Here is a 22,511-nt window from a genome sequence, read left to right on the forward strand (position 1 = left end):
AGCCACGAGGCCCCACCCGGCAGACGGGGCCCGGGCCGCGAGCCGACGGGGAGGCCTGATGCGTCAGCTGCGCGTCGTCGGCCTGGGTGACGACCACGAGACCGTGATCCTCGAGGACCCGATCCGCCACGAGCGGTTCGCGGTCTCCGGTGACGAGCGCCTGCGGGCCGCCGCCCGGGGGGACGTGCGACGCCTCGGGCAGATGGAGATCGAGGTCACGAGCCCGCTGCGTCCCCGGGACATCCAGGCGCGCGTGCGGGCCGGCGAGTCGGTCGACGACGTCGCCGCGGCCTCGGGCGTGACCACCGCGCACGTCGAGCGCTTCGCCTACCCGGTGCTGCTCGAGCGTGCCCGCGTCGCCGAGATCGCCCGGCGCGCCCACCCCGTGCTGCCGACCGACTCCACGCGTACCGACGGGCGCACTCTCGGCGAGATCGTCGCCGCCACGTTCGTCGCCCGCGGCCAGGAGCTCGACGACGCGCGCTGGGACGCCCACAAGGGCGAGGACGCGCAGTGGATCGTGACGCTGGCGTGGCAGACGGGCCGCTCGGACAACCTCGCCCGCTGGGCCTTCCGCCCCGGCAGCGCCGGCGGCACGGTCGACCCGCGCGACGACCCCGCCCGCGAGCTCCTCGGCCACGACCCGGTCGGCGGCCCGCGGCGCGTCGACGCCCCGGTGCCGGCGGCACCGTCCGAGCCGGCTGCGGCGGCCCCGCCCGTCGAGGGCGCCGAGGAGCACGACGAGGCGCTCGAGGAGACCCCGGCCCTCGCCGTCGGGGGCGACACGCCCCCGGCGCGCCGCGGCGCCTCCGGCCACGGTTCGGGCCACGGTTCGGGCCACGGTTCGGGCCACGGTTCGGGCCACGGTTCGGGCCACGGCGGTGCCTCGCGTCGGGGTGAGCGCGGCACGGGCCGGCGCGGCGGGCGTCCCACCCGGGGATCGGCGGCGCCCTCGTCACCGACGGCGTCCACGTCACCGACGGCACCCACCTCACCGACGGCACCGACGAGCCCGGCGACGGGCGCCACCGCCGACACAACCGGCGGGACCACCGCGGGGACCACCGCCGAGACCACCGCCGTCACCGACGACCAGGTCCCCGTGCCCCGCACGGGTCGGCCCGGCGAGACCGGGGGCAGCGAGCGTGAGGCGCCCGCCGAGACGGGTCGGCGCGGGCGGCGCACGCACCCCATCGTCCCCTCGTGGGAGGACGTGCTGCTGGGGACGCGCTCGCCGCGGAGCTGACGCGGGCGGACCTCAGAAGGCCGCGACGGCCAGGAAGACCAGCGCGGTGCCGGTGCCGGCGAACGTGCCGTACACCGCCCACCGCCAGGTCGGCACGTGCCGGTTGAGCCACAGCGCCGGCACCAGACCCGCGACCACGGCCGCGTCCACGAGCAGCCCGAGCGGTCCGAGCCCGGTGATCAGGGGTGCGGCCAGCGCCAGGTTCGCCAGCAGGACCACGCCGGCCACGAGGACGGCGAGGGTCAGGCCCACGCCCCACGGCGTCGGCTCGGCGGCGGACGTGACCGCGGACGGCTCGCCGCCCTCGGCGGCGGGGTGCGGGGCGGGAGAGGCGGCGTGGCCGTGGCCGTGGCCGTGGCCGTTGCGGGGCAGCGGCGGCACCGGCGGCGGGTACGGGGTCCGGGTGACGGCGCGCAGGGCGACGCGGTGGCCCGTGACCGGGTCCCGGTAGTCGACCGGCGCGGCGAGCTCCACCGAGAGCCGCGCCGCGAGCTGGCGGCCCCGGCGGCTGACGGTGTCGGCGGTGGTGTCGGCGGTGGGGTCGGCGGTGGGGTCGGCGGTGGGGCCGGCGGCCGTCCCGGCCGGCACCGCCGCCGCGATCCGCGCCCACTCCTGCAGCGCGTCCACGAGGTCCGGCGGCAGGCCCCAGGTCCGGCCGGGCCCGCCGTCGGCGTCCGGCTCCCCGAGCGGCACCCCGGCGACCAGCGCCCGGCCCCGCACGGCGGCCACCTCGACGACCCTCACAGCACGACCCTCACCGCACGACCCTCACGGCACGACCCTCACCGCGTCGCCCGCGCGTCCGGGACGAGCACGCCGGCCGTGGCGTGGAAGGCGACGGCGGCGGCGGTGGCCACGTTGAGCGAGTCGACGTCGCCGGCCATGGGGATCCGGACCCGGACGTCGGCGGCGGCGAGCGCCGCCGCGGAGAGCCCCGGGCCCTCGGCGCCGAGCAGGAGCGCCACCCGCTCGCGGTCGGCGAGCCCGGCCAGCGCCCCCGGGTCGCCCGCGGGCGTCAGGGCTCCCAGCACGAAACCCGCCGCGCGCAGGGCCGCCACGGCCTCGTCGAGCTCGCAGGCCACGAACGGCACGCGCAGCACGTGTCCCATCGAGACGCGCACACTGCGCCGGTAGAGCGGGTCGGCGCACCCCGGACCCACGAGCACCGCGTCCACCCCGAGCGCGGCGGCGTTGCGGAACAGGGCGCCGAGGTTCTCGTGGTCGTTGACCCCCTCGAGCAGCGCGACCCGCCGGACGCGCGCGAGGAGGCCCGCGAGATCGGGGGAGGGCGCGCGGTCGGCGCTGGCGAGCACCCCCCGGTTGAGGTGGAACCCGACCACGTGCGCCATGGTGTCGGCGTCGGTCACGTAGGCGGGGACGTCGACGCCGGCGAGGTCCGGCGCGAGGTCCTCGATCCGCCGACCGACCCCGAGCAGGGCCCGCGGCGGGTAGGGCGAGGCGAGCAGGCGCCGCACGACGACGGTGCCCTCGGCCAGCACGAGGCCGCGGCCGCCGGGACGGTCGGGGCGGCGGTCGGCGCGGGTGAGGTCGCGGAAGTCGGCGAGGCGCGGGTCCGCCGCGTCGTCGATCTCCACCACACGCGCCACGTGCGTATCGTCCCAGACCGCCACGGACGGCTCCGCGCCCGCCGACCCGGGCGACGTGCGGGGCCGTGTGTGACGGCCGCCGGTCGGGGCACCCGGGAGCACCGGCACCCCGCCGGGCGCCGGAGACGAGCGGAACCGAACACCCCGGAAGGGCCCGGGGACGTGGGAGGCTGGGGCCGTGAGCGAGATGCGGGTGGTCGGCGTACTGGCCGTGGACGACGCGACGCCATCAGGCGGCTCGTCGGGCTCGGGCGAGAGCCGGCACCCCGTCGTCCTGTTGCAGGAGACCGAGGGCAAGCGGTGCCTGCAGATCTGGATCGGGCTGGCCGAGGCCGAGGCGATCGCCCTCGAGCAGCAGGGTCGTCTGCCCGAGCGGCCGCTGACCCACGTGCTGATCGCCGACGTGGTCTCCGCTCTGGGCCGGCGCCTCGAGCGCATCGAGATCACCGAGGTCCGTGCGGGCACGTTCTACGCCGACCTGGTCTTCGACCGCGGTCTGCGGGTCTCCGCGCGGCCCAGCGACTCGATCGCCATCGCCCTGCACGCCGACGTGCCGATCCACGCCACCGAGGGCGTCCTCGACGACGCCGGCGTGGTGGTCGAGGACGACGAGGGCGAGGAGTCGTCGTCGGCCGGCGGGGGGTCGGGCAACGACGAGGACGAGGTCGACCGGTTCCGCGCGTTCCTCGACAACATCTCGCCGGAGGACTTCGGACGAAGTGGCTGACGCCCCGGTTCCGGACGGGTCGGAGGTCACCGGGCGTCGCCCAGCGGTCCACCCGATCGGTGCCCTACGCTGAACGGACGCTTTCCGCCGTCGGACGGTGCGGACGGCTGGCGTGTCCCTCCGGGCTGTGTCAGCGTGACCGCTCGTCGGGGTTCGCGTGAGGTAGCCGGGGTGTGCCGCCGGGCGGGTCGTGGCGGTCGTGCCCCGGTCGTCGATATCGGATCGTGGACGGGAGCCGGGCGGGCAATGGGCCAGCACCTCACCGCCACCCTCTTCACCGCCTCGGACCAGGCCCGCTACCGCCATCGCATCCACCGCTGCCTCGAGGCGTTCGGGTCGATGGTCACCGAGGGCCGCTTCGCGGCCGCCGAGCCGAGCACCGGTGTCGAGATCGAGCTCGCCCTCGTCGACGAGGACATGCGCCCGGCGATGCTCAACCACGCGGTGCTCGACCGGTCGGCCTCCGACGTCCTGACCTCGGAGCTCGGGCGCTGGAACCTCGAGATCAACCTGCCGCCGCGGATGCTGCCCGGCGCCACCGCGCGCGACCTCGAGCAGGACATGCTCGACGCGACCACCAACGCCGGCGACTGCGCCCGCGACCTGGGCGCCCGCGCGGTGACCATCGGCATCCTGCCCACCCTCGCCGCCGAGCACCTCGCGTCCGACCAGCTCACCGAGGACCCGCGCTACGCCCTGCTCAACCGGCAGATGCTGACCGCGCGCGGCGAGCCGTTCCGCCTCGACATCACCGAGCCGCCGGCCTCGCGCCACGGGCCGACCGACGGGGCGCCCGCCGAGCACCTCGTCCTCGACGTCGACTCGATCGCCCCCGAGGCGGCCTGCACCTCGCTGCAGCTGCACCTGCAGCTCACCCCGGAGCTCTTCCCCGCCTACTGGAACGCCGCGCAGGCGATCGCCGGGCTGCAGGTCGCGCTCGCGGCCAACTCGCCGTTCCTGCTCGGGCGCCGCCTGTGGGCCGAGACCCGCATCCCGCTGTTCACCCAGGCCGTCGACACGCGGCCCGTCGAGCTGCGCAACCAGGGCGTGCGGCCGCGGGTGTGGTTCGGCGACCGGTGGGCGCACTCGGCGTACGACCTGTTCGAGGAGAACGTCCGCTACTTCGGCGCGCTGCTCCCCCTCGCCGAGGACGAGGACCCGTTCGCCGAGCTCGACGCGGGGCGCCCGCCGAGCCTGCAGGAGCTGCGGCTGCACAACGGCACGGTGTGGCGCTGGAACCGGCCGGTCTACGACGTCGCCGACGGCGTCGCGCACCTGCGCCTGGAGAACCGCGTGCTGCCCGCCGGCCCGACGGCCGTCGACGCGGTGGCGAACGCGATGTTCTTCTACGGCCTCATCCGGGCCCTCGCCGAGTCCGACCGCCCGCCGTGGCAGCTGATGTCGTTCGACGCCGCCGAGGCCAACTTCACCGCCGGCGCGCGGCACGGCATCGAGGCCGCCCTCTACTGGCCGGGCATCGGCACGGTGCGCGCCGACGAGCTCGTCCTGCGCCGCATGCTGCCGCTGGCCCAGGAGGGACTGGCCGCCTGGGGCGTCGACGGCGAGGCCGCCGACCGCTACCTGTCGGTGATCGAGCAGCGCTGCGTGCGCCGGTGCACGGGCGCGACGTGGCAGGTCCGGGCCGTCGCCGACGCCGAGCGCCGCGGGCTGGACCGGGGCAACGCGATCCTCGCGATGATGCGCGCCTACCTCGAGGGCATGGAGGCCAACGTGCCCGTGCACGAGTGGCCGCCGGCCTGAGGCCCGTCCCGCCGCCGGCGACGACGCTGCAGCACCAGCCACACGCCCGCGACGACCACCGCGGCCACCACGGACGCCGCGCCGCCGAGCACCAGCGGCGCCCGCCCGCCGAGCTCCTCGGCGAGCCACCCGAGCGCCGGCCCGCCGACGGGGGTGCCGCCGAGCAGCACGACCATCCACAGGCCCATGACCCGCCCGCGCACCGACTCGTCGACCCCGAGCTGCACCGCGGCGTTCGCCGCGCTGGTGAACAGCAGCTGCGCGGCGCCGGTGGGGACCAGCAGCAGCGCGACCAGCGCGTAGCTGGGCATGAGGCCGGCGGCGACCTCGCAGAGGCCGAACACGACCGCCGCGACGACGACCGTGCGCAGGCGCGGGCGCCCGACCCGTCGGGCCGCGGTGAGCGCGCCCAGCAGGCAGCCGACGGCGAGCGCCGAGGTCAGGAGACCGTAGGACTCGGCGCCGCGGGAGAAGACGTTGCGGGCGACGATCGCGAGCGTCACGAAGAAGTTGATGCCGAGGGTCGAGACGAAGAAGACGAGCACGAGCAGCAGCACGACGTCGGGGTGGCGCCGGACCTCGCGCAGCCCCGCGCGGATCGCGCCGCGCTCCCGGGGGGCGCGCGCGTAGGCGAACATGTCGGTCGCGCGCATGCGGGCGAGCCCGGCGAGGACCGCGGCGAACGTGGCCGCGTTGACGAGGAAGACCCAGCCGGTGCCGACCCCGGCGATGAGCAGGCCGCCGATCGCCGGGCCCAGCACCCGGGCGGTGTTGAACGTCATCGAGTTCAGCGCGACGGCGTTGGCCAGCGCACCGGAGCCGACCATCTCCCCGGCGAACGACTGGCGCACCGGGCCGTCGAGCGCGGAGAAGCAGCCGAGCAGCACGCACAGGACGTAGACCTGGGCGAGCGTGACCAGCCCGGTGACGTCGAGCAGGCCGAGGACGAGCGCGCAGAGGCCCATGGCGACCTGCAGGCCCATGAGCAGGCGGCGCTTGTCGTAGCGGTCGGCGATCGCGCCGCCCCACAGGCTCAGCAGCAGGGTCGGCCCGAACTGCAGGGCCGCGGCGACGCCGAGGGCCACCGGGCTGCCGCCGGAGAGCTCGAGGACGAGCCAGTCCTGGGCGACGCGCTGCATCCACGTGCCGACGAGCGACACGACCTGCCCGGAGGCGAAGAGGCGGTAGTTGCGGACGCGCAGGGCGGCGAAGATGCTGCCGCGCGTCCCGTCGGTGTGGCTGTCGACCTCGCTCACCGGGGTCCGCCGCACCGCGCCATACTGGTGAGCTTACCTAACGACCTGGCGCCGGGTCGTGTCAGCGAAGTGGCGTCGCGGACGTTGAGTGTCCGTGACGCCACTTCGCTGACGTCACCACGCGAGCTCAGGACTTGGTGTCCTCGAGGGCGAAGCCGATCTTCAGCGTGACCTGGAAGTGGCCGACCTCGCCGTCCTGCACGTGGCCGCGGATCTCGATGACCTCGAACCACTCGACCTGGCGCAGGGTGGCCGACGCGCGGCGGATCGCCCCGCGGATGGCCTCGTCGACGCTCTCGGCCGAGCTGCCGACGATCTCCGTCTTGCTGTAGGTGTTGTCCGCCACGCAGGGCTCCTTCGCGCTGGTCGGGGTGTCCGTCCTTCCGACCGGAGCGGTACCCGTTCTCCGGCGGACGACCACGCGCAGCGCTGCATCTCCCGGAGGAGAGGACGCCCACGTGAGCGGCACGACCGGGCCCGTCGGCGTCGCTCACGTGGCCACGACCGGTCGGCGTCAGCGCTCGGCCGCCTCGGCGGCGGCGTCGTCGAGCAGGTAGGTCCCGTCGCCGCTCATCCCGTGCCTCCGTCGCGGTAGGGCGCCCGCCAGTCCGGGGCCTCCCAGGGCGGCCCGCCGTAGATCGTCTCGCGGGCCACGAGGCCGTCGCGGAGCTCGAGGATGCTCACGCCGTAGGTCGCGTCGCCGCCGTCGTAGCGGACCTCGGCCTCGCCGACCCAGAGGTCGCCGCTGCCCAGCAGCCGCCGGAGGGTCATCGTGACCTGGGCCGGGTAGCGCCGCCGCCAGGCCACGATGTTCCGCTTGCCGACGAAGCGCTCCCCGGACTGCGGGAACTCGAGCACGGCGTCCTCGGCGAAGATCTGGTGGCCGAGCTCGGGGTCGACGCCCGTGGCCTCCAGGTAGCGCAGGAGCCCCGCCCGGGTCCGCGCGTCGGCGTCCTGGCTCAGCATCCGTCCTCCACCTCCCCGGTCCGCGGCCGGCGCGCCACCACCGCGAAGATCGCGATCATGAGCTCGGGCCGCTCGCTCCACGCGTCCATCGCCTCGGCCGCCGCACCCCAGCGGGCGACGTCACCGGCGTCCGCGAGCCCCGCGGCGACCAGCGTGTCCCGCGCGGCCCACGCCGGGCCCCGGATACCGACGGGCAGCGGCTGGATGTCGAACCAGCCGCGGAACGCCTCGACCTCGAGCCCGGCGGCGCGGGCGAGGGACGCCAGCCGCCGACCGACCCGCACGTCGTTGCCGCGATCGGTGTGCCAACGCTCGTAGCGCGCGGTCAGGTCGTCGAGGTCGGGCAGCGCCGGGGTGATACCGGCGGCGGCCGCGTCGATGTCGAGCAGGTAGACGTGCCCGCCGGGCCGGACGAGGGTGGCGAGGTGGTCGACGATGCGCTGCTCGGCACCGCCGTTGTGGGCGAGGACGTGGCGCAGGAAGGCGACGTCGTAGGAGCTCGCCGGCAGGCCCGTGGCCTCGGCGCGGCCCTGCCGCACCCCCGCGCGGCGGACCCCGGCGTCGGCGAGGACCGCGCGCGCCGTCGCGACGGCCTCGGGGTCGGCGTCCACCCCGACCACCGCGCCGTGCGGACCCACGCGGTCGGCGAGCGCGAGCAACATCGCGCCGGGGCCGCAGCCCACGTCGACCACGCGGGCGCCGGGCTGCAGCCCCGCGCGGTCCCAGAGGTCCGCCTCGTGCTCGCGGGCGCGGTCGGCCATCAGGCGGTAGCGCGCCAGCTCGTCGTCGGAGAGCCGCAGCGCGTAGGCACCGCCGCTCGCCGGGACGCTCACGGCGCGGCCACCGGACGGGTCGACGTGGCCGGGGCGAGCGCGCCGGCCCGGTCCTGGGCGACGAGCAGCCGGCGCAGGATCTTCCCCGACGGCGAGACGGGGATGGCGTCGACGAACACCACGTCGGCGATCCGCTTGTGCGGCGCGACCCGGTCGGCCACGTGCGCGACGATCTCCTCCGCCGTGACCGGCCCCGACGCCACGACCACCGCCTTGGGCCGCTCGCCGGCGCGCTCGTCGGGCACCGGGATGACCGCGGCGTCGGCGACCGCCGGGTGGGTGCGCAGGACCGCCTCCAGCTCGGCCGGGGCGACCTGCAGGCCCTTGACCTTGACCAGCTCCTTGAGCCGGTCCTCGACGAAGACGTCGCCGTCGGCGTCGATGCGGGCGAGGTCTCCGGTGTGCAGCCAGCCGCCCGCGTCGATCGTGGCCGCGGTCGCGGAGGCGTTGCCCAGGTAGCCCTCCATCAGCTGCGGACCGCGCACCCAGAGCTCGCCGCTGCCCTCGGTGCCGACGTCCTCGCCGGTCACCGGGTCGACGATGCGCGCCTCGACGCCGGGCAGCAGCACCCCGACCGAGCCGGGCACGACCGGGGCGGTGGCGTCGAAGAGCGTGATCGCGGCGACGGCCTCGGTCATGCCGTAGCCCTGCCCGACGGGACACCCGACGCGGCGGGCGCACTCCTGCTGCAGGTCCGCGGACAGCGGCGCCGCCCCGCACCCGAGCAGGCGCAGCGAGGACAGGTCGTAGCGGTCGACGGCCGGGTGGCGGGCCATCGCGAGCGCGATCGGCGGGACGACCACCGCGACCGTCACCTGATGGCGTTCGATGACGCCGAGGTAGGCCTCGAGGTCGAAGCGCGGCAGGGTGACGACGGCGCCGCCCGCGCGCAGCGTCACCCCCGCCACGACGTTGAGCCCGACCGCGTGGAAGAACGGCGCGACGGCGACCGACCGGTCCTCGCCGGTCAGGCCCATCACCGTCAGCATCTGCTCGACGTTGGTCACGATCGCCCGGTGCGTCAGCATGACGCCCTTCGCGAGCCCCGTCGTGCCCGACGAGTAGGGCAGCACCGCGAGGTCGCGGGTGGGGTCGACGAGCCCGTGAGGCACCTGCCCGCCCGCGCCGTCCGCGCCGTCCCCGCCGGCGGCGAGCACGGCCCCGAACGGCGTCGCGCCCGCGGCCTCCCCCAGCACGATCACCTCGGGGTCGGTGCCCGCCGTCGCGATCGCCGCCCGCACGAGCGGCAGGAGCGGCGGGATCGTCACCACGACCGGGGCGTGGTGGTCGCGCAGCTGCGGGGCGATCTCGTCGGCGGTGTAGAGCGGGTTGATCCCCGACACCACCCCACCGGTCATCATCGCACCGAAGCACGCGACGAGCCACTCCGGCCCGTTGGGCGCCACGATCGCCAGCACGTCGCCCGGCCGCAGCCCCCGCGCCCGGAGCCCCGCGGCGCAGCGGCGCACGTCGCGGCGCAGCTCGCCGTAGGTCACCGCGCGCCCGGACGGGCCGTCGACCACCGCGGTCGCCTCCGGGTGCTCGTCGGCGTGGGCGAGCAGGAAGTCCGGCACCGTCACGTCGGGGACGCGGGGGGCGGGCCAGCGGCTGCGGACGACGTGGTCGCGGGACATGCGGGCCTCCGGACGCTCGGGGGTGAGCCGTCAGGAGACGTCCGCGCGGGTGCCGGAGGCGTCGGGGACGGACCCCGAGAAAGCCTCAGACAGGCTTCATCGCCACGATCTGGACGAGGTTGCCGCAGGTGTCGTCCAGGACCGCCACGACGGCGCTGCCGATGTCGGTCGGCGGCTGGGTGAACGCGACGCCGCGGGCGGTGAGCCGCTCGTACTCGGCCGCCACGTCGTCGACGGCGAACTGGACGAGCGGGATGCCGTCCTCGACGAGGGCGTCGCGATAGGGCTTGACCGCCGGGTGGCCGGCGGGCTCGAGCAGGAGCTCGGGGCCCTCGGGGTCCTCGGGCGACACGACGGTGAGCCACGCGTCGTCGCCGAGGGGGATGTCGTGGTGCTTGGTGAAGCCGAGGACGTCGGTGTAGAAGTCGAGCGCGGCACGCTGGTCGTCGACGAAGACGCTGGTCAGGCGGATCCTCACGGGGTCCCCTTCCGGGTCGTGGGCCACCGCTCGGTGATCGCGGCGAGCGGCCGGCCGTCGAAGTAGTGGAACTTGGAGCGGCCGCGTCGCTCGGTGACGACGAGGCCCGCGTCCTCGAGCACCGCCAGGTGCTGGGAGATCGCCTGGCGGGACGAGGAGAGCCCGTGCCGGGTCACGAGCATGCTGCAGATCTCGAAGAGCGTCTGGCCGTCCCGGGCGACGAGCCCGTCGAGGACGAGACGCCGGGTCTCGTCGTCGAGGGCGTGGAACACGTCCGCCATGCGGTCAGGATAGGCAAGTCACTGCTTGCACTTCAAGGGTAAGCAACGACTTGCGCATCACGGAGTTGGTCACTTTGCGTGATTGTCGTCGCCGCCCTCGCCGCCTACGGTCAGCCGTCAGGGGGACGCGGGAGAGCACGAGGTGTCGCCGTGACGCTGACGCCACCGGCCGCGCGGGGCACGGCCATCCTCGAGCGTGACCACGAGCTGGCGGCGCTCGCCGCGGTCCTGCGCGGCGCCGGCGAGGGTCGGGGGGCGCTGGCGTGGATCGAGGGCCCGCCGGGCATCGGCAAGACCCGGCTGGTGGACGCGGCGCGGGCCGTCGCCGCCGGGCAGGCCGGGCACGCCGTGCTCGCGGCCCGGGGCGGGCGCCTCGAGCGCGACTTCGCCTTCGGCGTCGTGCGCGGGCTGTTCGAGCCGCTGCTCACCGACCCGGCGCGCACCGACGGCCTCCTCGCCGGCGCGGCCCGCCTCGCCGCCCCCGTCGTCACCCCGGGGCCGGGCGACGACGCGACCCGCGACCCCGCCAGCACCCTGCACGGGATCTACTGGCTCGTCGCCAACCTCGCCGAGCGCGGGCCGGTGCTGCTCGTCGTCGACGACGCCCACCTCGCCGACGCCGCCTCGCTGCGCGCGCTCGCCTACCTGGCGCGGCGGGTCGGCGAGCTGCCCGTCGCCCTCGTCCTGGCCGTGCAGACGCCCGTGGACCACGTCGAGCCCGCAGTGCTCGACGCGTTGCGCGAGGCCGAGGTGACGACGGTGCTGCGCCCCGGGCCGCTCAGCCGGGACGCGGTCGCGACGCTGGTGGCCGACGCCCTCCCGCACGCGCCCCCGGCCGTCGCCGACGCCTGCCACGAGGCGACCGGCGGCAACCCGCTGCTGGTCCGCGCGCTGCTCGCCGCGGGCGCCGAGACGCGGACCGACCTCGCCGCACCCGGCGCGGTCGCGCGGCTCGCGCCGGGGGTGGTCGCGACCTTCGTCGACCGCCGTCTGCGCGAGGCGGGCGAGGACGCCGTCGCGGTCGCCGGCGCGGTCGCCGTGCTGGGGGCCGCGGCCGAGCTGCGGCACGTGGCCGCGGTGTCCGGGCTCGACGCCGACGCGGTGGCCCGGGCCGCGGACACCCTCGCCGCCACGCGCCTGCTGCGTCCCGGGCGGCCGCTCGCGTTCGGGCACTCGCTGATCGAGCAGGCCGTCGCCGACCGGCTCGACCCCGCGACCCGCCACCGCGCCCACCGGCGGGCGGCCGCCGCGCTGGACGCCGACGGGGCCGGCGCGGAGCGGGTGGCGGCGCACCTCCTGCGCACCGAGGCGCTCGGCGACCCGACCGTCGTCGCGTGGCTGCGCGCCGCGGGACGGGTCGCGCTGGGCAAGGGCGCGCCGGAGACCGCGCGGACCTACCTCCAGCGCGCCGTGGCCGAGCCGCCGCCGGCCGAGGAGCGCGCCGCGGTGCTGCACGAGCTGGGCGCGGCGACCGCCCACGTGTCCTTCGGCGAGGGCGTGGCGCTGCTCGAGGAGGCGTTCGCGACCGCCGTGGACCCCCGCCGGCGCGGGCTGATCGCCCTGGAGCTCGCCCGCGCGCTGTCGGTGACGCTCGCGTTCGGCCGCGCGCTGGAGGTCCTCGACGAGGCCGCGGCGGCCCTGGCCGACGAGGACCACGGCGAGCTTGCCACCGAGATCGCCGCCGCGACCGTGGGCCTCGCCCGCCGCGACCCCGCCCGCCGGGCGGCGGCCGCCGAGCTGACGCGCACGCTGCGCCGCGACGGTCCGCTCCCGGCGCGCGGTGGGCCCGCCCTGCTGGCGTTCACCGCCCTCGACGCCCTGCAGACCGCCCGGGACTCGACGGCGGTGGACCTCGCCCGCGAGGCGCTCGACGCGACCCTCCGCGAGCCCGCCCCGGACCCGGGCGTCGTCCTGCCCGCGACGATGGTGCTCGTCGCGATCGACCACCTCGACCCCGTCCGGGCGTGCGCCGAGGCGATGCTCGCGGGCGCGCGGCGGCGGGGGTCGACGTACGACTTCGTGGCCGCGAGCGTCCTGCGCACGCAGGCCCGCTACCTGCAGGGACGCCTCGTCGAGGCCGAGGCCGACGCGCGCCTCGCCGACGCCCTCGCCGTCGAGCACGGCCTGCACACCCGCCGCTACACGCTCGCCTGGCTGGTCGTGGTGCTCGTCGAGCGCGGCGCCGTCGACGAGGCCGCGGACGTCCTCGAGGCCGCCGACGCCCCCACGGGGCTGGCGTACCTCCTCGCCGCGCGGGGCCGGTTGCGGCTCGCGCAGGGCCGCGCCGGCGAGGCCCGCGACGACTTCGCCGGCTGCGGGGAGCGGCTGCGGCTGCGCGGCATCGAGCACCCCGGCCTGCTGCCCTGGCGCACCGGGCTCGCGATCGCCCGCCACCGGCTCGGGGACGCCGAGGGCGCGGTGCGCGCGGCCGACGACGCGGTCGCCGCCGGGCGCCGGTTCGCCGCGCCCCGGCCGCTGGGCGACGCGCTGCGGGTGCGCGGGCTGGTCGGCGGCGCCCTCGCCCCGCTGCGCGAGGCCGTCACGTTGCTCGAGCCCACGCCCGCGCGCCTGGAGCTGGCGCATGCCCGTGTCGACCTCGGGGCGGCGCTGCGCCGGGACAACCAGCGCGTCGCGGCGCGCGGCGAGCTCGCCGCCGGGCAGGACCTCGCGCGCCGGTGCGGCGCCGACCCGCTCGTCGAGCGCGCCCGCCAGGAGCTGCGCGCGGCGGGGGCGCGCCCGCGGCGGGTGGCCGTGACCGGCGCCGAGGCGCTGACCGCCGCCGAGCGGCGCGTCGCCGACCTCGCCGCCGACGGCCTGTCGAACCGCGAGGTGGCCCAGGCGTTGTTCGTCACCACGAAGACCGTCGAGACCCACCTCGGGCACGTGTACCGCAAGCTCGGCGTGACCGGGCGCGACGAGATCGCAGCCCTGCTCGAGTAGCCCTGCTCGGCTAGCCCTCGCGCTGGTCGGGCGGCGGGAAGTCGGCGTGCCGATGGGTCAGGTACCAGGCGCCGTCGATGCGGCGGAACCCGTGGGTCACCCGCAGGACCATCGACGTGGGCGGACCGCCGTCGATCCGGACGGTGCCCCGCTCGAAGCCCACGGTGGCGCCGAGGTCGCCCGAGACCGCGACGACCCGGTGGTCGTACGGCTCCATGACGCCGTCGCTGAACCGCGAGGCGGCCCACGCGAAGGTGCGGGTGACGGCCTCGTGGCCCTGCTCGATCGGGCCCCAGGCGCCGAAGAGCGTGACGTCGTCGGTGTCGGCCCACAGTGCCGCGTAGGGCCGGTGGTCGCCGGTGAAGACGGCGTCGAGGGCGCGGTCCACGCGGTCGAGGAACGCGAGGAAGTCCGGCGGCGCGTCGACTGCTCGGGTGCTCGTCATGCCCGCGAACCCTCCGCCGCCCCACGGGCCCGCGGCGTCGGGGCGGGACCCCGAGGATCCCATGTGAGCACTTTCCGGGCCTATAGGCCCGGAAAGTGCTCACATAGGTGTCAGGCCTGCGCCAGCGCCGGGGCCGGCTCGGCGTCTCCGAGCTCGGCCTCCTTCTCGCGGATGATCGGCAGCACCTTCTCGCCGAACTGCTCGATCTCCTCCTTCACGTGCAGGAAGCACAGGAGGTTGAGGTCGACGCCGAGCTTCTTGTACGCGATGACGCGGTCGGCGACCTGCTCGGCGGTGCCGATGAGCTGGGTCTTGAAGCCGTCGTTGTACTGGACCAGATCCTCGAACGACGACTCCGCCCACATGCCCTTGCCGTCCGACGCCGACCGGCCGGCCTGCGCGACGGCGTCACGGAAGCCCTTCACCTGCTCGACGTTGGCCTTGTCGACGATCTCGCGCAGGGTGTCGCGGGCCTCGGACTCGGTGTCCCGGACGATCATGAAGCCGTTGAGACCGAAGTTCACCGACCGGTCGTGGGCGGCCGCCTCCGCGTTGATGACGTCGAGCTGCTCGACGACCCCGTCGAAGTCCTTGCCGTTGGAGAAGTACCAGTCCGACACCCGGCCCGCCATCTTCTGGGCCGCCGTCGAGTTGCCGCCCTGGAAGATCTCCGGGTGCGGGCGCTCCGGCGTGTTCAGCGGCTTGGGCTTCAGCGAGTAGTCGTGGAAGCGGTAGAAGTCGCCGCGGAAGGTGAAGTCGTCCTGCTCCCAGATGCCCTTGAGGCAGGAGATGAACTCCTCGGTGCGCCGGTAGCGCTCGTCGTGCTCGAGCCACGGCTCGCCGAAGGCGGTGAACTCGCCCTTGAACCAGCCGGAGACGACGTTGGTGGCGAAGCGGCCGCCGGTGAGGTGGTCGGCGGTGGCGCCGAAGTTGGCGAACACGCCCGGGTGCCACATGCCGGGGTGCACCGCGGCCATGACCTTGAGCCGCTCGGTGGCCATCATGATCGCGAGCGACAGCGACGTCGACTCGTGCTGGTACTCGGCCGAGTAGCTCGCCATGTACCGGACCTGGGACAGGGCGTACTCGAACCCGCTGTTCTCCGCGGCGATGGCGGTCTCGCGGTTGTAGTCCCAGTTCCAGTCGGTGCGCTGCTCGATGCCGCTGGTGACCAGGCCGCCCGAGACGTTGGGGACCCAGTAGGCGAACTTCAGGGGCTTCGTGGGGATGCCGACGGACACGTCGGGATACCTCCTCGTCGAGGGGGTGTGAGGACGCGCGGGAGCCGCGCGGAGAACGGGAAGGAGGGGACGGACGGGCTCAGCGACAGAGAGTCGTCGCGAGCTTCCCGTGGTCGACGTGCCGGCGGCGCGTCAGCAGTGCCCAACTCATCGCCCGGGGACGCTTCCGGTACCGCGCGCCCCTGTCAACCGGAGCCGGGGCTCGGTCACATTCCGGTTCACGGGCGCCGCCACACGTCGCGGGAGTGCAGCAGCTCGATCTGCTTCTCGGTGACCTCGCGGCGGTACTCCGCGTGGTCGTAGGGCTTGCGGTCCAGGTAGAGGTTCTTCGGGTAGATCGGCTCGGCGTAGATCGTCCGGTACTGCTCGGTGGTGAGGTCCTTGAGCCAGTTGCCGAACTGGGCGCGGGCGCGGAAGTCGCGCAGCGCCGGGATGTTGATGGTGCCCGCCAGGTAGGTGGAGTGGCCGGCGTACCCGACCTCGCCGACCACCGTGCCGCGGTAGTCGCAGATCATGCTCGGCGAGCCGAAGGTGTCGATCGGGACGTCCGAGTCGGTGTGCAGGTAGTAGGTGCCGACCTGGTTCGCGACGACGTACATGTTGTTGTCCAGCGCCCGGGCCCGGTTCTGGATCTCGTAGAAGCCGTTGCCGGCGTGCGGGTGGGGGTAGGGCCCGCGGTAGGCGACCTCGCAGCCGTTCATCGCGAGGCCACGGGCGTTCTCCGGGTACGACGCCTCGTTGGCCATCATGACGCCGAGCCGGCCGATCTCCGTGTCCGCGACGGGGTAGAACGCGTCGAGCCCGTCGCCGTAGAGCTCGACCCAGCGGTCCCACACGTTGTGCGGGGTCACCGAGTGCTCCACGGGCTGCAGCGGCGTGACCTTGTAGTGGGTCAGCACGATCTCCTGCTGCGGCGAGATCGCGAACCCGACGTTGAAGAACCGTCCGGGGAACTCGGGGTGCCGCGCCTTCGCCGTCGCCATGACGTAGGCGTCGTAGGTCGCGGCGAGCCGCCCGAGCGCGTCGGTCTCCGGCCCCGGGATGTCGATGGCGCACTCGCGGGCGAACCACTCGTGGTCGTGGTCGAGGACCTCGTCGTTGAAGCCCTGCAGTGCGCCCTCGGGGATGGTGATGAGCCGGACGGGCAGGGCCATCGCCGAGAGCCACGAGGCGGCCTTCGCCAGGTGCTCGAGGTGCTCGATGTTGACCTTGATCTCGTCGCGGTGGCGGATGCCGCGCATGGTCGGGACCAGGCCGACCACCTGGTAGGGCTCGATCACGGGCCCGAGTACCTCACAGTCCGAACAGCACCCGCAACGGTGTGACGGCGAAGTACAGGACGAACGCGACGGCGACGACCCACATCAGCGGGTGGATCTCCCGCACGCGGCCGGTGGCGGTGCGCAGCAGCACCCAGCTGATGAAGCCGGCGCCGATGCCGTTCGCGATCGAGTACGTGAACGGCATGACGACGATCGTCAGGAACACCGGCAGGGCGACGGAGAAGTCCGACCACTCGACGTCGCGGACCCCGCCGATCATCAGGGCGCCGACGATGACGAGGGCCGGCGCGGCCGCCTCGACGGGCACCACGGCGTAGAGCGGGGTGAAGAACATCGCGGCGAGGAAGAGCAGGCCGGTGACGACGTTGGCCAGACCGGTGCGCGCGCCCTCGGCGATGCCCGAGGCCGACTCGACGAACACGGTGTTCGAGCTCGCCGACGCCGCGCCGCCGGCCACCGCGCCGGCGCCCTCGACGACCAGCGCGCGCCCGATCCGCGGCAGCTGGCCGTTCTCGTCGAGCAGGCCGGCCTGGCGGCCCAGCCCGGTCATCGTGCCCATGGCGTCGAAGAAGTTCGCGAGCACGAGCGTGAACACCAGCAGCGTCACCGCCAGCGCGGGCAGCCGGGCGAAGGCGCCGAACGACACGTCGCCGACGAGCGAGAGGTCGGGCAGCGAGACGATCGACTCGGGCAGGCCCGGGTAGCCGAGGTTCCAGCCCACCGGGTTCGTGCCGTTCGACGGCCCGACCGCCACGATGGCCTCGACGACGATCGCGAGCACCGTCGTGGCGAGGACACCGACGAGGATCCCCGCGCGGACGCCGCGGGCCACGAGCACGCCGGTGAGCAGCAGCCCGATGCAGAACACCGCCGTCGGCCAGGACGCGATCGAGCCCTCGATGCCCAGGCCGACCGGCACCGTGGTGTTGGCGGCGTCGGGCAGGCGGCGCACGAACCCGGCGTCGACGAGGCCGATGAACGCGATGAACGCGCCGATGCCGGCCGCGATCGCGATCTTGAGCGGATCGGGGATCGCGTTGAACACCGCGGTGCGGAAGCCGGTGAGACCCAGGATCACGATGATCAGGCCGTTGACCACGACGAGGCCCATCGCCTCCGGCCACGTGACCTGCGGCGCGATCGTCACCGCGACCAGCGTGTTGATGCCGAGGCCGGTCGCCATCGCGAACGGGAAGTTGGCGACGAGACCGAAGATGATCGTCATGACCCCCGCGACCAGCGCCGTCACCGCGGCGACCTGGGGCACGCTGAGGGTCATGCCCAGCACGTCGCGCTTCGCCGACGGCGAGGAGGGGTCGATGCTCCCGAGGATCAGGGGGTTGAGGACCACGATGTAGGCCATCGTCACGAAGGTGACGACGCCGCCGCGGACCTCCTGGCCGACCGTGGTCCCCCGCTCGTTCAGGCGGAAGAAGCGCTGCAACACGGCGCGCAGGCTAACCGCATCACACGCCTTTCATGTCTGTGATCTGCGTGGCGCAACACGGTGTTTCCACCACGTAGGGTCTCCCCCGTGGCCCGCCGCCTCGATCTGCACGCCGAACCGCCGCCGCTGCCCCGGCGGCTGACCGACCCGGTGCCGGCCGTCCTCGCCGGCTCGGCGGTGTGGGTGGCCGTCGCCGTGGTGCTGGGTGTCCTGGCGGCGACCGGCGTCCGCCCCCTCGACGTGTGGTTCGCCGCGGCGCTGTGCGGGGTCGCGCTCGGCGGGATCGGGCTGCTGGTCCTCGGGCTCCAGCGCCGGGCCGTGCGCCGCGGCGTCAAGTGGGCCCAGAAGCTGTAGGTCCGGTGCTGTAGGTCAGGCGCGGACGGGTGCCCGGAACGCGTCGGCGTGGTCGCGCGCCCAGTCGGCGAAGGTCCGCGGCGGCCGCCCGGTCACCGTGGCCACCGTGTCGACGGGGACCGAGCCGACCGGCGGCGGGTCGTTCTCCAGCGCCATCGTGAACTCGATGAGCTCGGCGGGCATGCCGGCGGCGGCGAGGTCGGCGCGCGCCTCCTGCTCGGACAGGCGGGTGAGCACGACCTCCTGCTCGATCGCCTCGGAGACCGCGGCCAGCTTCTCGGCGAGGGTGACCGCCGTGCCGCCGGTCAGGACGTAGCCCCGGCCGGTCGGCGCTGCGCCGGTGAGGACCGCGAGGGCCACCGCGGCGATGTCGGCCTCGTGCACCGCGGCGCTCGTGCGCCCGCGGTCGTACACGCGTACCTCGCCGGTGGTCCGGATCGCCGGGGCGTGGTCGAGCGTGTTGGCCATGAACTCGACCGGCGACAGCAGTGCCCACGGCACGCCGGCCGCGTCGAGGGCGGGCTCGAGGGTGCCGGTGTCCCAGCCGCCGAGGACGCTGACGCGCGCGACGCCGGCCCGGACCAGCAGGTCGACGATCTCCGGCCCGTTCTCCAGGGTCGCCGCGAAGTCCCCGCCGAACGTGATGAGGTGCGCGGCCTCGACGCCGTCGAACACGCCGGCGAGCGTCCCCGCGTCGGTCAGGTCCGCGCGCACGACCTCCGCGCCCGCGGGCAGGTCGGCGCGTGCCGGGTCGCGGGTCAGCGCGCGCACCGCGTGCCCCGCCGCCAGCAGCTGCGTCACCAGCGAGCGCCCCACCGTGCCCGTCGCCCCGGCCACCAGGATCGTCATGCGGTCCTCCTCGTCTCGGCTACGGGACGAGCATCGCGGCAGGGGCGGACAGGTTCGGTCCGCTACTCACGCGCTCGCGCCAGGGCGGCGACCAGTCCGCGGACCGGGTCGTCGGCGTGCGTGACGCCCCGGTCGTCGACCCACGCCGAGGGCGTGTACTCGACGGGCGCGCCACCGCGCTCGCCGTCGACGACCAGCACCCGCAGGCGCTCGTGCAGGACCAGCGCGCCGTCGGGCAGCGGCTGCCCGAGCGCGGCCGCCCAGGCCACCGCGGCGGGCAGCTCCTCCCACGGGACCGCGCGCCCGCCCTCGCGGACGGTGACACGCACGCGCTCGGAGGCCCGGGCGAGGTCGAGGAGGTCGGCGAGCACCGCCGCGTCGCCGGCGCCGGGCAGCACGAGGACCGCGGGCGGGAGCACGCCGGCGAGCTGCGCGCGGTCGAGCACCGCGGGCGGGGTGTCGCGGGCGGGGTCGGCGTCACGCACCAGGCCGTCGGCGGTGCGCACGCGGTCGGGCGGCTCGACGTCGGCGACGCTGACGCGGCCGGCGGCGACCGCCTCGGCGAGCGCGGTGTGCGCGGCCGCGGCGCGCGCCGGGGGCACGGCGCGCGCCGGGTCGGCGAGGCGGGCGAGGAGGTCCGTGGCGTCGTCGGCGCACGCCACCCGCGCCCGCGTCCGCACGCCGACCGCGGCGAGGAACGCCGGGTCGAGGCGCGCGGCGACGGCGTCGGGCACCGGGTCCCAGAGCCCGGCCACCGCGCTCGCGCCGGGCAGCCGCCAGGCCGTCGGCGGGCGGCCCGCGAGGCGTCCGTGCCGACCGAGCCACCAGGCGGTGTAGGGGCGGGGGCCGTCGTCGCCGGCGGCGCCCACGGGACGCGCGCCGCCCAGGGCCTCGCGCACGTCCCGGTCCCCCGCCAGCACCGTCCACGCCGCGTCCCACCGGTCGTCGGCGACGAGCTCGAGGTCGCGCACGGCGACCATCGGCCCCGGCGCCGGGCCGTCGGGGCCGTCGGGGCCGTCGGGGCCGTCGAGGCGCTCGGCGACCGGGTCGACCTCCTCGGCCCACCACGTCTCCTCGTCGTCGAGGTCGTGGTCGGGGCCCGCGGGGGCGTCGTCGCGCAGGACCGCGAAGCCGTCGAGCACGCCGACGGCGGTGAGCGCGTGGCGGGGGTGGGCCGCGGCGACCGCCGGGTCGAGCACCCCGAGCGGGCCGTCCGGGTCGACGAGCCCGCGCAGCGCGCCGTCGGGCAGGACGAGCTCGTCGGCGCGCCGGAACCCGCCGTCGGCGTCGCGCAGCGCCACCGCGCCGAGCCCGGCGTCGGCGTCACCCCCGGCGGCGACGAGGGCCAGCACCAGGTCACCGAGGGCGTCGAGCGCGTCGCCGCCCGCTCCGCCTGCCTCGGCGTCGTCGACGGAGCGCTCGACGGCCTCGCGCAGCGCCGGGTCGGCGAGCAGCGCGGGGCCCTCGACAGGGCGCGCGCCGAGCGCCACGAGCAGCTCGCGGGCGGCCCGACCGTCGACGGAGCCGTCGTCGAGATCCGGCGCGGCGACCCGCAGCCCGGGGACCGCGGCCGCCGCGAGCTGCGCGCCGAGGTCGGTGTCGGTGCCGCCGCCCGTGCCGGTCACGCCCGGCGCCAGCAGCACCCCGCGGACCCCGCGCACCACCCGGCCGTCGGCCAGCGGCACCGGCAGGCCGGCGAGCTCCTCGCGGGCGCCGGGGGCCACCAGCGCGGGCAGCGCCGAGAGGGCCGCGTACAGGGCGCGCCACCACGCGACGGGGCGGTCGAGCCCGGCGAGCGCGTCGACGAGCGCGGCCGGGCCGACCCGCGTGACCCCGACCGCCGCGAGCGCGGCCGCGTGGCGGGGCGCGGCGAGCCGGGCGTCGAGGAGGCCGGGCAGCACGTCGGCGAGCTGCTCGACCAGCGCGGCGAGGGCGTCGGGCGGGGCGGTCGGGTCGAGGTCGAGGACTCCGGCGCCGGCCGGGTCCACCTCGCCCGCGACCGACGCGAGCCAGGCCGAGGTCCGCAGCCCCTCGAGCACGGCGTCGCGCAGGGTCGCGTCGACCGCCGCCGCGGGCAGCGCGGGCAGCGGCACCAGCGCGGGGCGCTCCTCGACGGGCCGGGCGCGCACGAGGTCGGGGTAGCGGGCCGCCGCCGCGCGCAGGACGTGCTCGGTGACCGGGCCGGGGCGCACGTGCCGCCGGTCGGGGTCGAGCGGGACGGTGGCGAGCAGGCGCGCGGGCAGGGTGGTGCGCTCGTCGGTGGGGGTCGGCGCGTGCAGCACCTCGGGGCCGGCGGGCGTCCCGTCGGCGGGCACCGCCCACGTCGCCCGCCACCCCGTCCGCGCGCGGTCCTCCACGGCGAGCCCGGCGAGGAGGTCGGCGGGGACCGTGCCCTCGACGCGCAGCACGTGCCAGGCGCGGTCGCCGACCCGCACGACGTCCCCGTCCCCGGTGCGCGCCACGACGCCGCCGGGCAGGTCGACCGCGTGCAGCGGGGGCAGGGCGAGCAGGAGGTCGGGCGCCTGGGTCGCCGCGGCGGCGAGGAGGTCCGCCGCGTCGAGGCCCGGGAGCAGCGGGAGGCGGACCTCGGTGTCGGTGCCCGGCGGCGGGGCCGGCTCGTCGGCGTCGGTGGGCCAGGCGAGCCGCAGCGCCGGGGCCGCGCCGTCGCGGCGGGCGAGCTCGTCGGCCAGCGCCGGCACCCCGGCCGCGGCGACCGCGCGGGCGGTGCGGGCGCGGTCGAAGGCGACGCCGGCGACGGTCCCGTCCGGGCGCCGGGTGACGACGCGCGGGGCGTCGCTGATCGCGGTGACCGCCGCGAACCCGACCCCGAAGCGGCCCACCCCGCCGTCCCCGCGCTTCGCCGACGCGCGCAGGGACGCGAGCGCGGCGACGCCGTCGGCGTCGAGCGGCGCGCCCGCCCCGGCGACCTGGAGGGCACCGTCGACGACACGGATCCGCAGCGTGGTCGTCACCCCCGCCCGCTCGGCGGCGTCGGCGGCGTTCTGGGCGAGCTCGACGAACCAGCGGTCGCGGTACCCGCCGCGGAGCAGGTCCTCCTCGGCGTTGGCGTCCTCGCGGAAGCGCGCCGGCGAGGCCGACCACGCGTCGAGGACGGCCTGCCGCAGCGCGGCGGTGCCGAAGGGATCGGGGGTCACGGCTCCCC

At 76.1% G+C, this 22,511-nt stretch carries 20 protein-coding genes; 5 read left to right on the plus strand and 15 right to left on the minus strand.

From position 1 onward, the window contains the following. Window positions 1-58 precede the first annotated feature (58 nt). Complete coding sequence (gene sepH / locus ACYX4T_RS13990) at window positions 59-1,246, plus strand: septation protein SepH (protein ID WP_476015095.1); 1,188 nt, start codon at window positions 59-61, stop codon at window positions 1,244-1,246. A gap of 12 nt (window positions 1,247-1,258) precedes the next feature. Here sepH and ACYX4T_RS13995 read toward each other — a convergent pair whose 3' ends face one another. After that, on the minus strand, window positions 1,259-1,990 hold the full coding sequence (locus tag ACYX4T_RS13995) for a DUF2537 domain-containing protein (RefSeq protein ID WP_476015096.1): 732 nt from the start codon (window positions 1,988-1,990) through the stop codon (window positions 1,259-1,261). Window positions 1,991-2,028: 38 nt separating this feature from the next. Beyond that, window positions 2,029-2,853, minus strand: a complete 825-nt coding sequence (locus tag ACYX4T_RS14000; protein ID WP_476015097.1) for a TrmH family RNA methyltransferase — start codon at window positions 2,851-2,853, stop codon at window positions 2,029-2,031. Between the two features lie 178 nt (window positions 2,854-3,031). On the opposite strand from ACYX4T_RS14000, the gene ACYX4T_RS14005 reads away from it, so the two are divergent. Both ACYX4T_RS14005 and ACYX4T_RS14010 read left to right on the plus strand, forming a co-directional pair. Then, window positions 3,032-3,580, plus strand: coding sequence for a bifunctional nuclease family protein (locus ACYX4T_RS14005; protein WP_476015098.1), 549 nt, complete (start codon window positions 3,032-3,034; stop codon window positions 3,578-3,580). 246 nt (window positions 3,581-3,826) lie between these two features. Then, window positions 3,827-5,341, plus strand: a complete 1,515-nt coding sequence (locus ACYX4T_RS14010) for a glutamate-cysteine ligase family protein (protein ID WP_476015099.1) — start codon at window positions 3,827-3,829, stop codon at window positions 5,339-5,341. Here ACYX4T_RS14010 and ACYX4T_RS14015 read toward each other — a convergent pair. The 7 genes from ACYX4T_RS14015 to ACYX4T_RS14045 all read right to left on the minus strand — a co-directional run bounded on the left by ACYX4T_RS14015 (window position 5,287) and on the right by ACYX4T_RS14045 (window position 10,789). Further along, entirely contained in the window at window positions 5,287-6,597 is a 1,311-nt protein-coding gene (locus tag ACYX4T_RS14015) for an MFS transporter (RefSeq protein WP_476015100.1), read from the minus strand. The two genes, ACYX4T_RS14010 and ACYX4T_RS14015, sit on opposite strands and share 55 nt — an antisense overlap. A 127-nt stretch (window positions 6,598-6,724) precedes the next feature. Further along, the gene (locus tag ACYX4T_RS14020) at window positions 6,725-6,943 is read right to left on the minus strand and encodes a dodecin (protein ID WP_476015101.1); all 219 of its coding nucleotides are present in this window, start codon (window positions 6,941-6,943) and stop codon (window positions 6,725-6,727) included. Between the two features lie 224 nt (window positions 6,944-7,167). Further along, on the minus strand, window positions 7,168-7,563 hold the full coding sequence (locus ACYX4T_RS14025) for a nuclear transport factor 2 family protein (protein WP_476015102.1): 396 nt from the start codon (window positions 7,561-7,563) through the stop codon (window positions 7,168-7,170). Continuing rightward, complete coding sequence (locus ACYX4T_RS14030) at window positions 7,557-8,396, minus strand: methyltransferase domain-containing protein (RefSeq protein WP_476015103.1); 840 nt, start codon at window positions 8,394-8,396, stop codon at window positions 7,557-7,559. Before ACYX4T_RS14030 ends, ACYX4T_RS14025 begins: the two co-directional genes overlap by 7 nt. Continuing rightward, a complete protein-coding gene (locus ACYX4T_RS14035; RefSeq protein WP_476015104.1) occupies window positions 8,393-10,030 on the minus strand; it encodes an AMP-binding protein in 1,638 nt (545 codons plus the stop codon). The genes ACYX4T_RS14030 and ACYX4T_RS14035 overlap by 4 nt, the downstream gene beginning before the upstream one ends. Window positions 10,031-10,115: 85 nt before the next feature. Then, the gene (locus ACYX4T_RS14040; RefSeq protein WP_476015105.1) at window positions 10,116-10,508 is read right to left on the minus strand and encodes a VOC family protein; all 393 of its coding nucleotides are present in this window, start codon (window positions 10,506-10,508) and stop codon (window positions 10,116-10,118) included. After that, window positions 10,505-10,789 (minus strand): ArsR/SmtB family transcription factor, encoded by a 285-nt coding sequence (locus tag ACYX4T_RS14045; RefSeq protein WP_476015106.1) that lies wholly within the window; start codon window positions 10,787-10,789, stop codon window positions 10,505-10,507. The genes ACYX4T_RS14040 and ACYX4T_RS14045 overlap by 4 nt, the downstream gene beginning before the upstream one ends. A 150-nt stretch (window positions 10,790-10,939) precedes the next feature. Between ACYX4T_RS14045 and ACYX4T_RS14050 the strand changes: the two genes are divergently transcribed. After that, window positions 10,940-13,729 (plus strand): ATP-binding protein, encoded by a 2,790-nt coding sequence (locus ACYX4T_RS14050; protein ID WP_476015107.1) that lies wholly within the window; start codon window positions 10,940-10,942, stop codon window positions 13,727-13,729. Between the two features lie 10 nt (window positions 13,730-13,739). Here ACYX4T_RS14050 and ACYX4T_RS14055 read toward each other — a convergent pair whose 3' ends face one another. The 4 genes from ACYX4T_RS14055 to ACYX4T_RS14070 all read right to left on the minus strand — a co-directional run bounded on the left by ACYX4T_RS14055 (window position 13,740) and on the right by ACYX4T_RS14070 (window position 18,145). Next, the gene (locus ACYX4T_RS14055; RefSeq protein ID WP_476015108.1) at window positions 13,740-14,174 is read right to left on the minus strand and encodes a YybH family protein; all 435 of its coding nucleotides are present in this window, start codon (window positions 14,172-14,174) and stop codon (window positions 13,740-13,742) included. Between the two features lie 110 nt (window positions 14,175-14,284). Continuing rightward, window positions 14,285-15,415 carry a dimethylsulfone monooxygenase SfnG gene (sfnG, locus tag ACYX4T_RS14060; protein ID WP_476015109.1) on the minus strand — a complete coding sequence of 377 codons (1,131 nt, stop codon included), beginning with the start codon at window positions 15,413-15,415 and terminating at the stop codon, window positions 14,285-14,287. Window positions 15,416-15,633: 218 nt separating this feature from the next. After that, window positions 15,634-16,695, minus strand: coding sequence for a nitrilase-related carbon-nitrogen hydrolase (locus ACYX4T_RS14065; RefSeq protein ID WP_476015110.1), 1,062 nt, complete (start codon window positions 16,693-16,695; stop codon window positions 15,634-15,636). Between the two features lie 13 nt (window positions 16,696-16,708). Next, on the minus strand, window positions 16,709-18,145 hold the full coding sequence (locus ACYX4T_RS14070; protein ID WP_476015111.1) for an NCS2 family permease: 1,437 nt from the start codon (window positions 18,143-18,145) through the stop codon (window positions 16,709-16,711). 87 nt (window positions 18,146-18,232) lie between these two features. On the opposite strand from ACYX4T_RS14070, the gene ACYX4T_RS14075 reads away from it, so the two are divergent. Further along, window positions 18,233-18,499, plus strand: a complete 267-nt coding sequence (locus tag ACYX4T_RS14075) for a DUF2530 domain-containing protein (protein WP_476015112.1) — start codon at window positions 18,233-18,235, stop codon at window positions 18,497-18,499. Window positions 18,500-18,514: 15 nt separating this feature from the next. Here the strand turns inward: ACYX4T_RS14075 and ACYX4T_RS14080 are convergent, their stop codons facing one another. Continuing rightward, window positions 18,515-19,348 carry an NmrA family NAD(P)-binding protein gene (locus ACYX4T_RS14080; RefSeq protein ID WP_476015113.1) on the minus strand — a complete coding sequence of 278 codons (834 nt, stop codon included), beginning with the start codon at window positions 19,346-19,348 and terminating at the stop codon, window positions 18,515-18,517. A 62-nt stretch (window positions 19,349-19,410) separates the two neighbouring features. After that, window positions 19,411-22,503 (minus strand): sacsin N-terminal ATP-binding-like domain-containing protein, encoded by a 3,093-nt coding sequence (locus ACYX4T_RS14085; protein WP_476015114.1) that lies wholly within the window; start codon window positions 22,501-22,503, stop codon window positions 19,411-19,413. Window positions 22,504-22,511 lie beyond the last annotated feature (8 nt).

It is taken from the genome of Actinomycetospora sp. ABD4_176 (genome assembly GCF_056311855.1).

What these genes read in the sequence shown, in the direction of transcription:
- sepH (WP_476015095.1), top strand. Translation starts at nt 59, where the DNA reads ATGCGTCAGCTGCGCGTCGTCGGCCTGGGTGACGACCACGAGACCGTG.
- ACYX4T_RS14010 (WP_476015099.1), top strand. Translation starts at nt 3,827, where the DNA reads ATGGGCCAGCACCTCACCGCCACCCTCTTCACCGCCTCGGACCAGGCC.
- ACYX4T_RS14025 (WP_476015102.1), bottom strand. Translation starts at nt 7,563, where the DNA reads ATGCTGAGCCAGGACGCCGACGCGCGGACCCGGGCGGGGCTCCTGCGC.
- ACYX4T_RS14035 (WP_476015104.1), bottom strand. Translation starts at nt 10,030, where the DNA reads ATGTCCCGCGACCACGTCGTCCGCAGCCGCTGGCCCGCCCCCCGCGTC.
- ACYX4T_RS14045 (WP_476015106.1), bottom strand. Translation starts at nt 10,789, where the DNA reads ATGGCGGACGTGTTCCACGCCCTCGACGACGAGACCCGGCGTCTCGTC.
- ACYX4T_RS14055 (WP_476015108.1), bottom strand. Translation starts at nt 14,174, where the DNA reads ATGACGAGCACCCGAGCAGTCGACGCGCCGCCGGACTTCCTCGCGTTC.
- ACYX4T_RS14080 (WP_476015113.1), bottom strand. Translation starts at nt 19,348, where the DNA reads ATGACGATCCTGGTGGCCGGGGCGACGGGCACGGTGGGGCGCTCGCTG.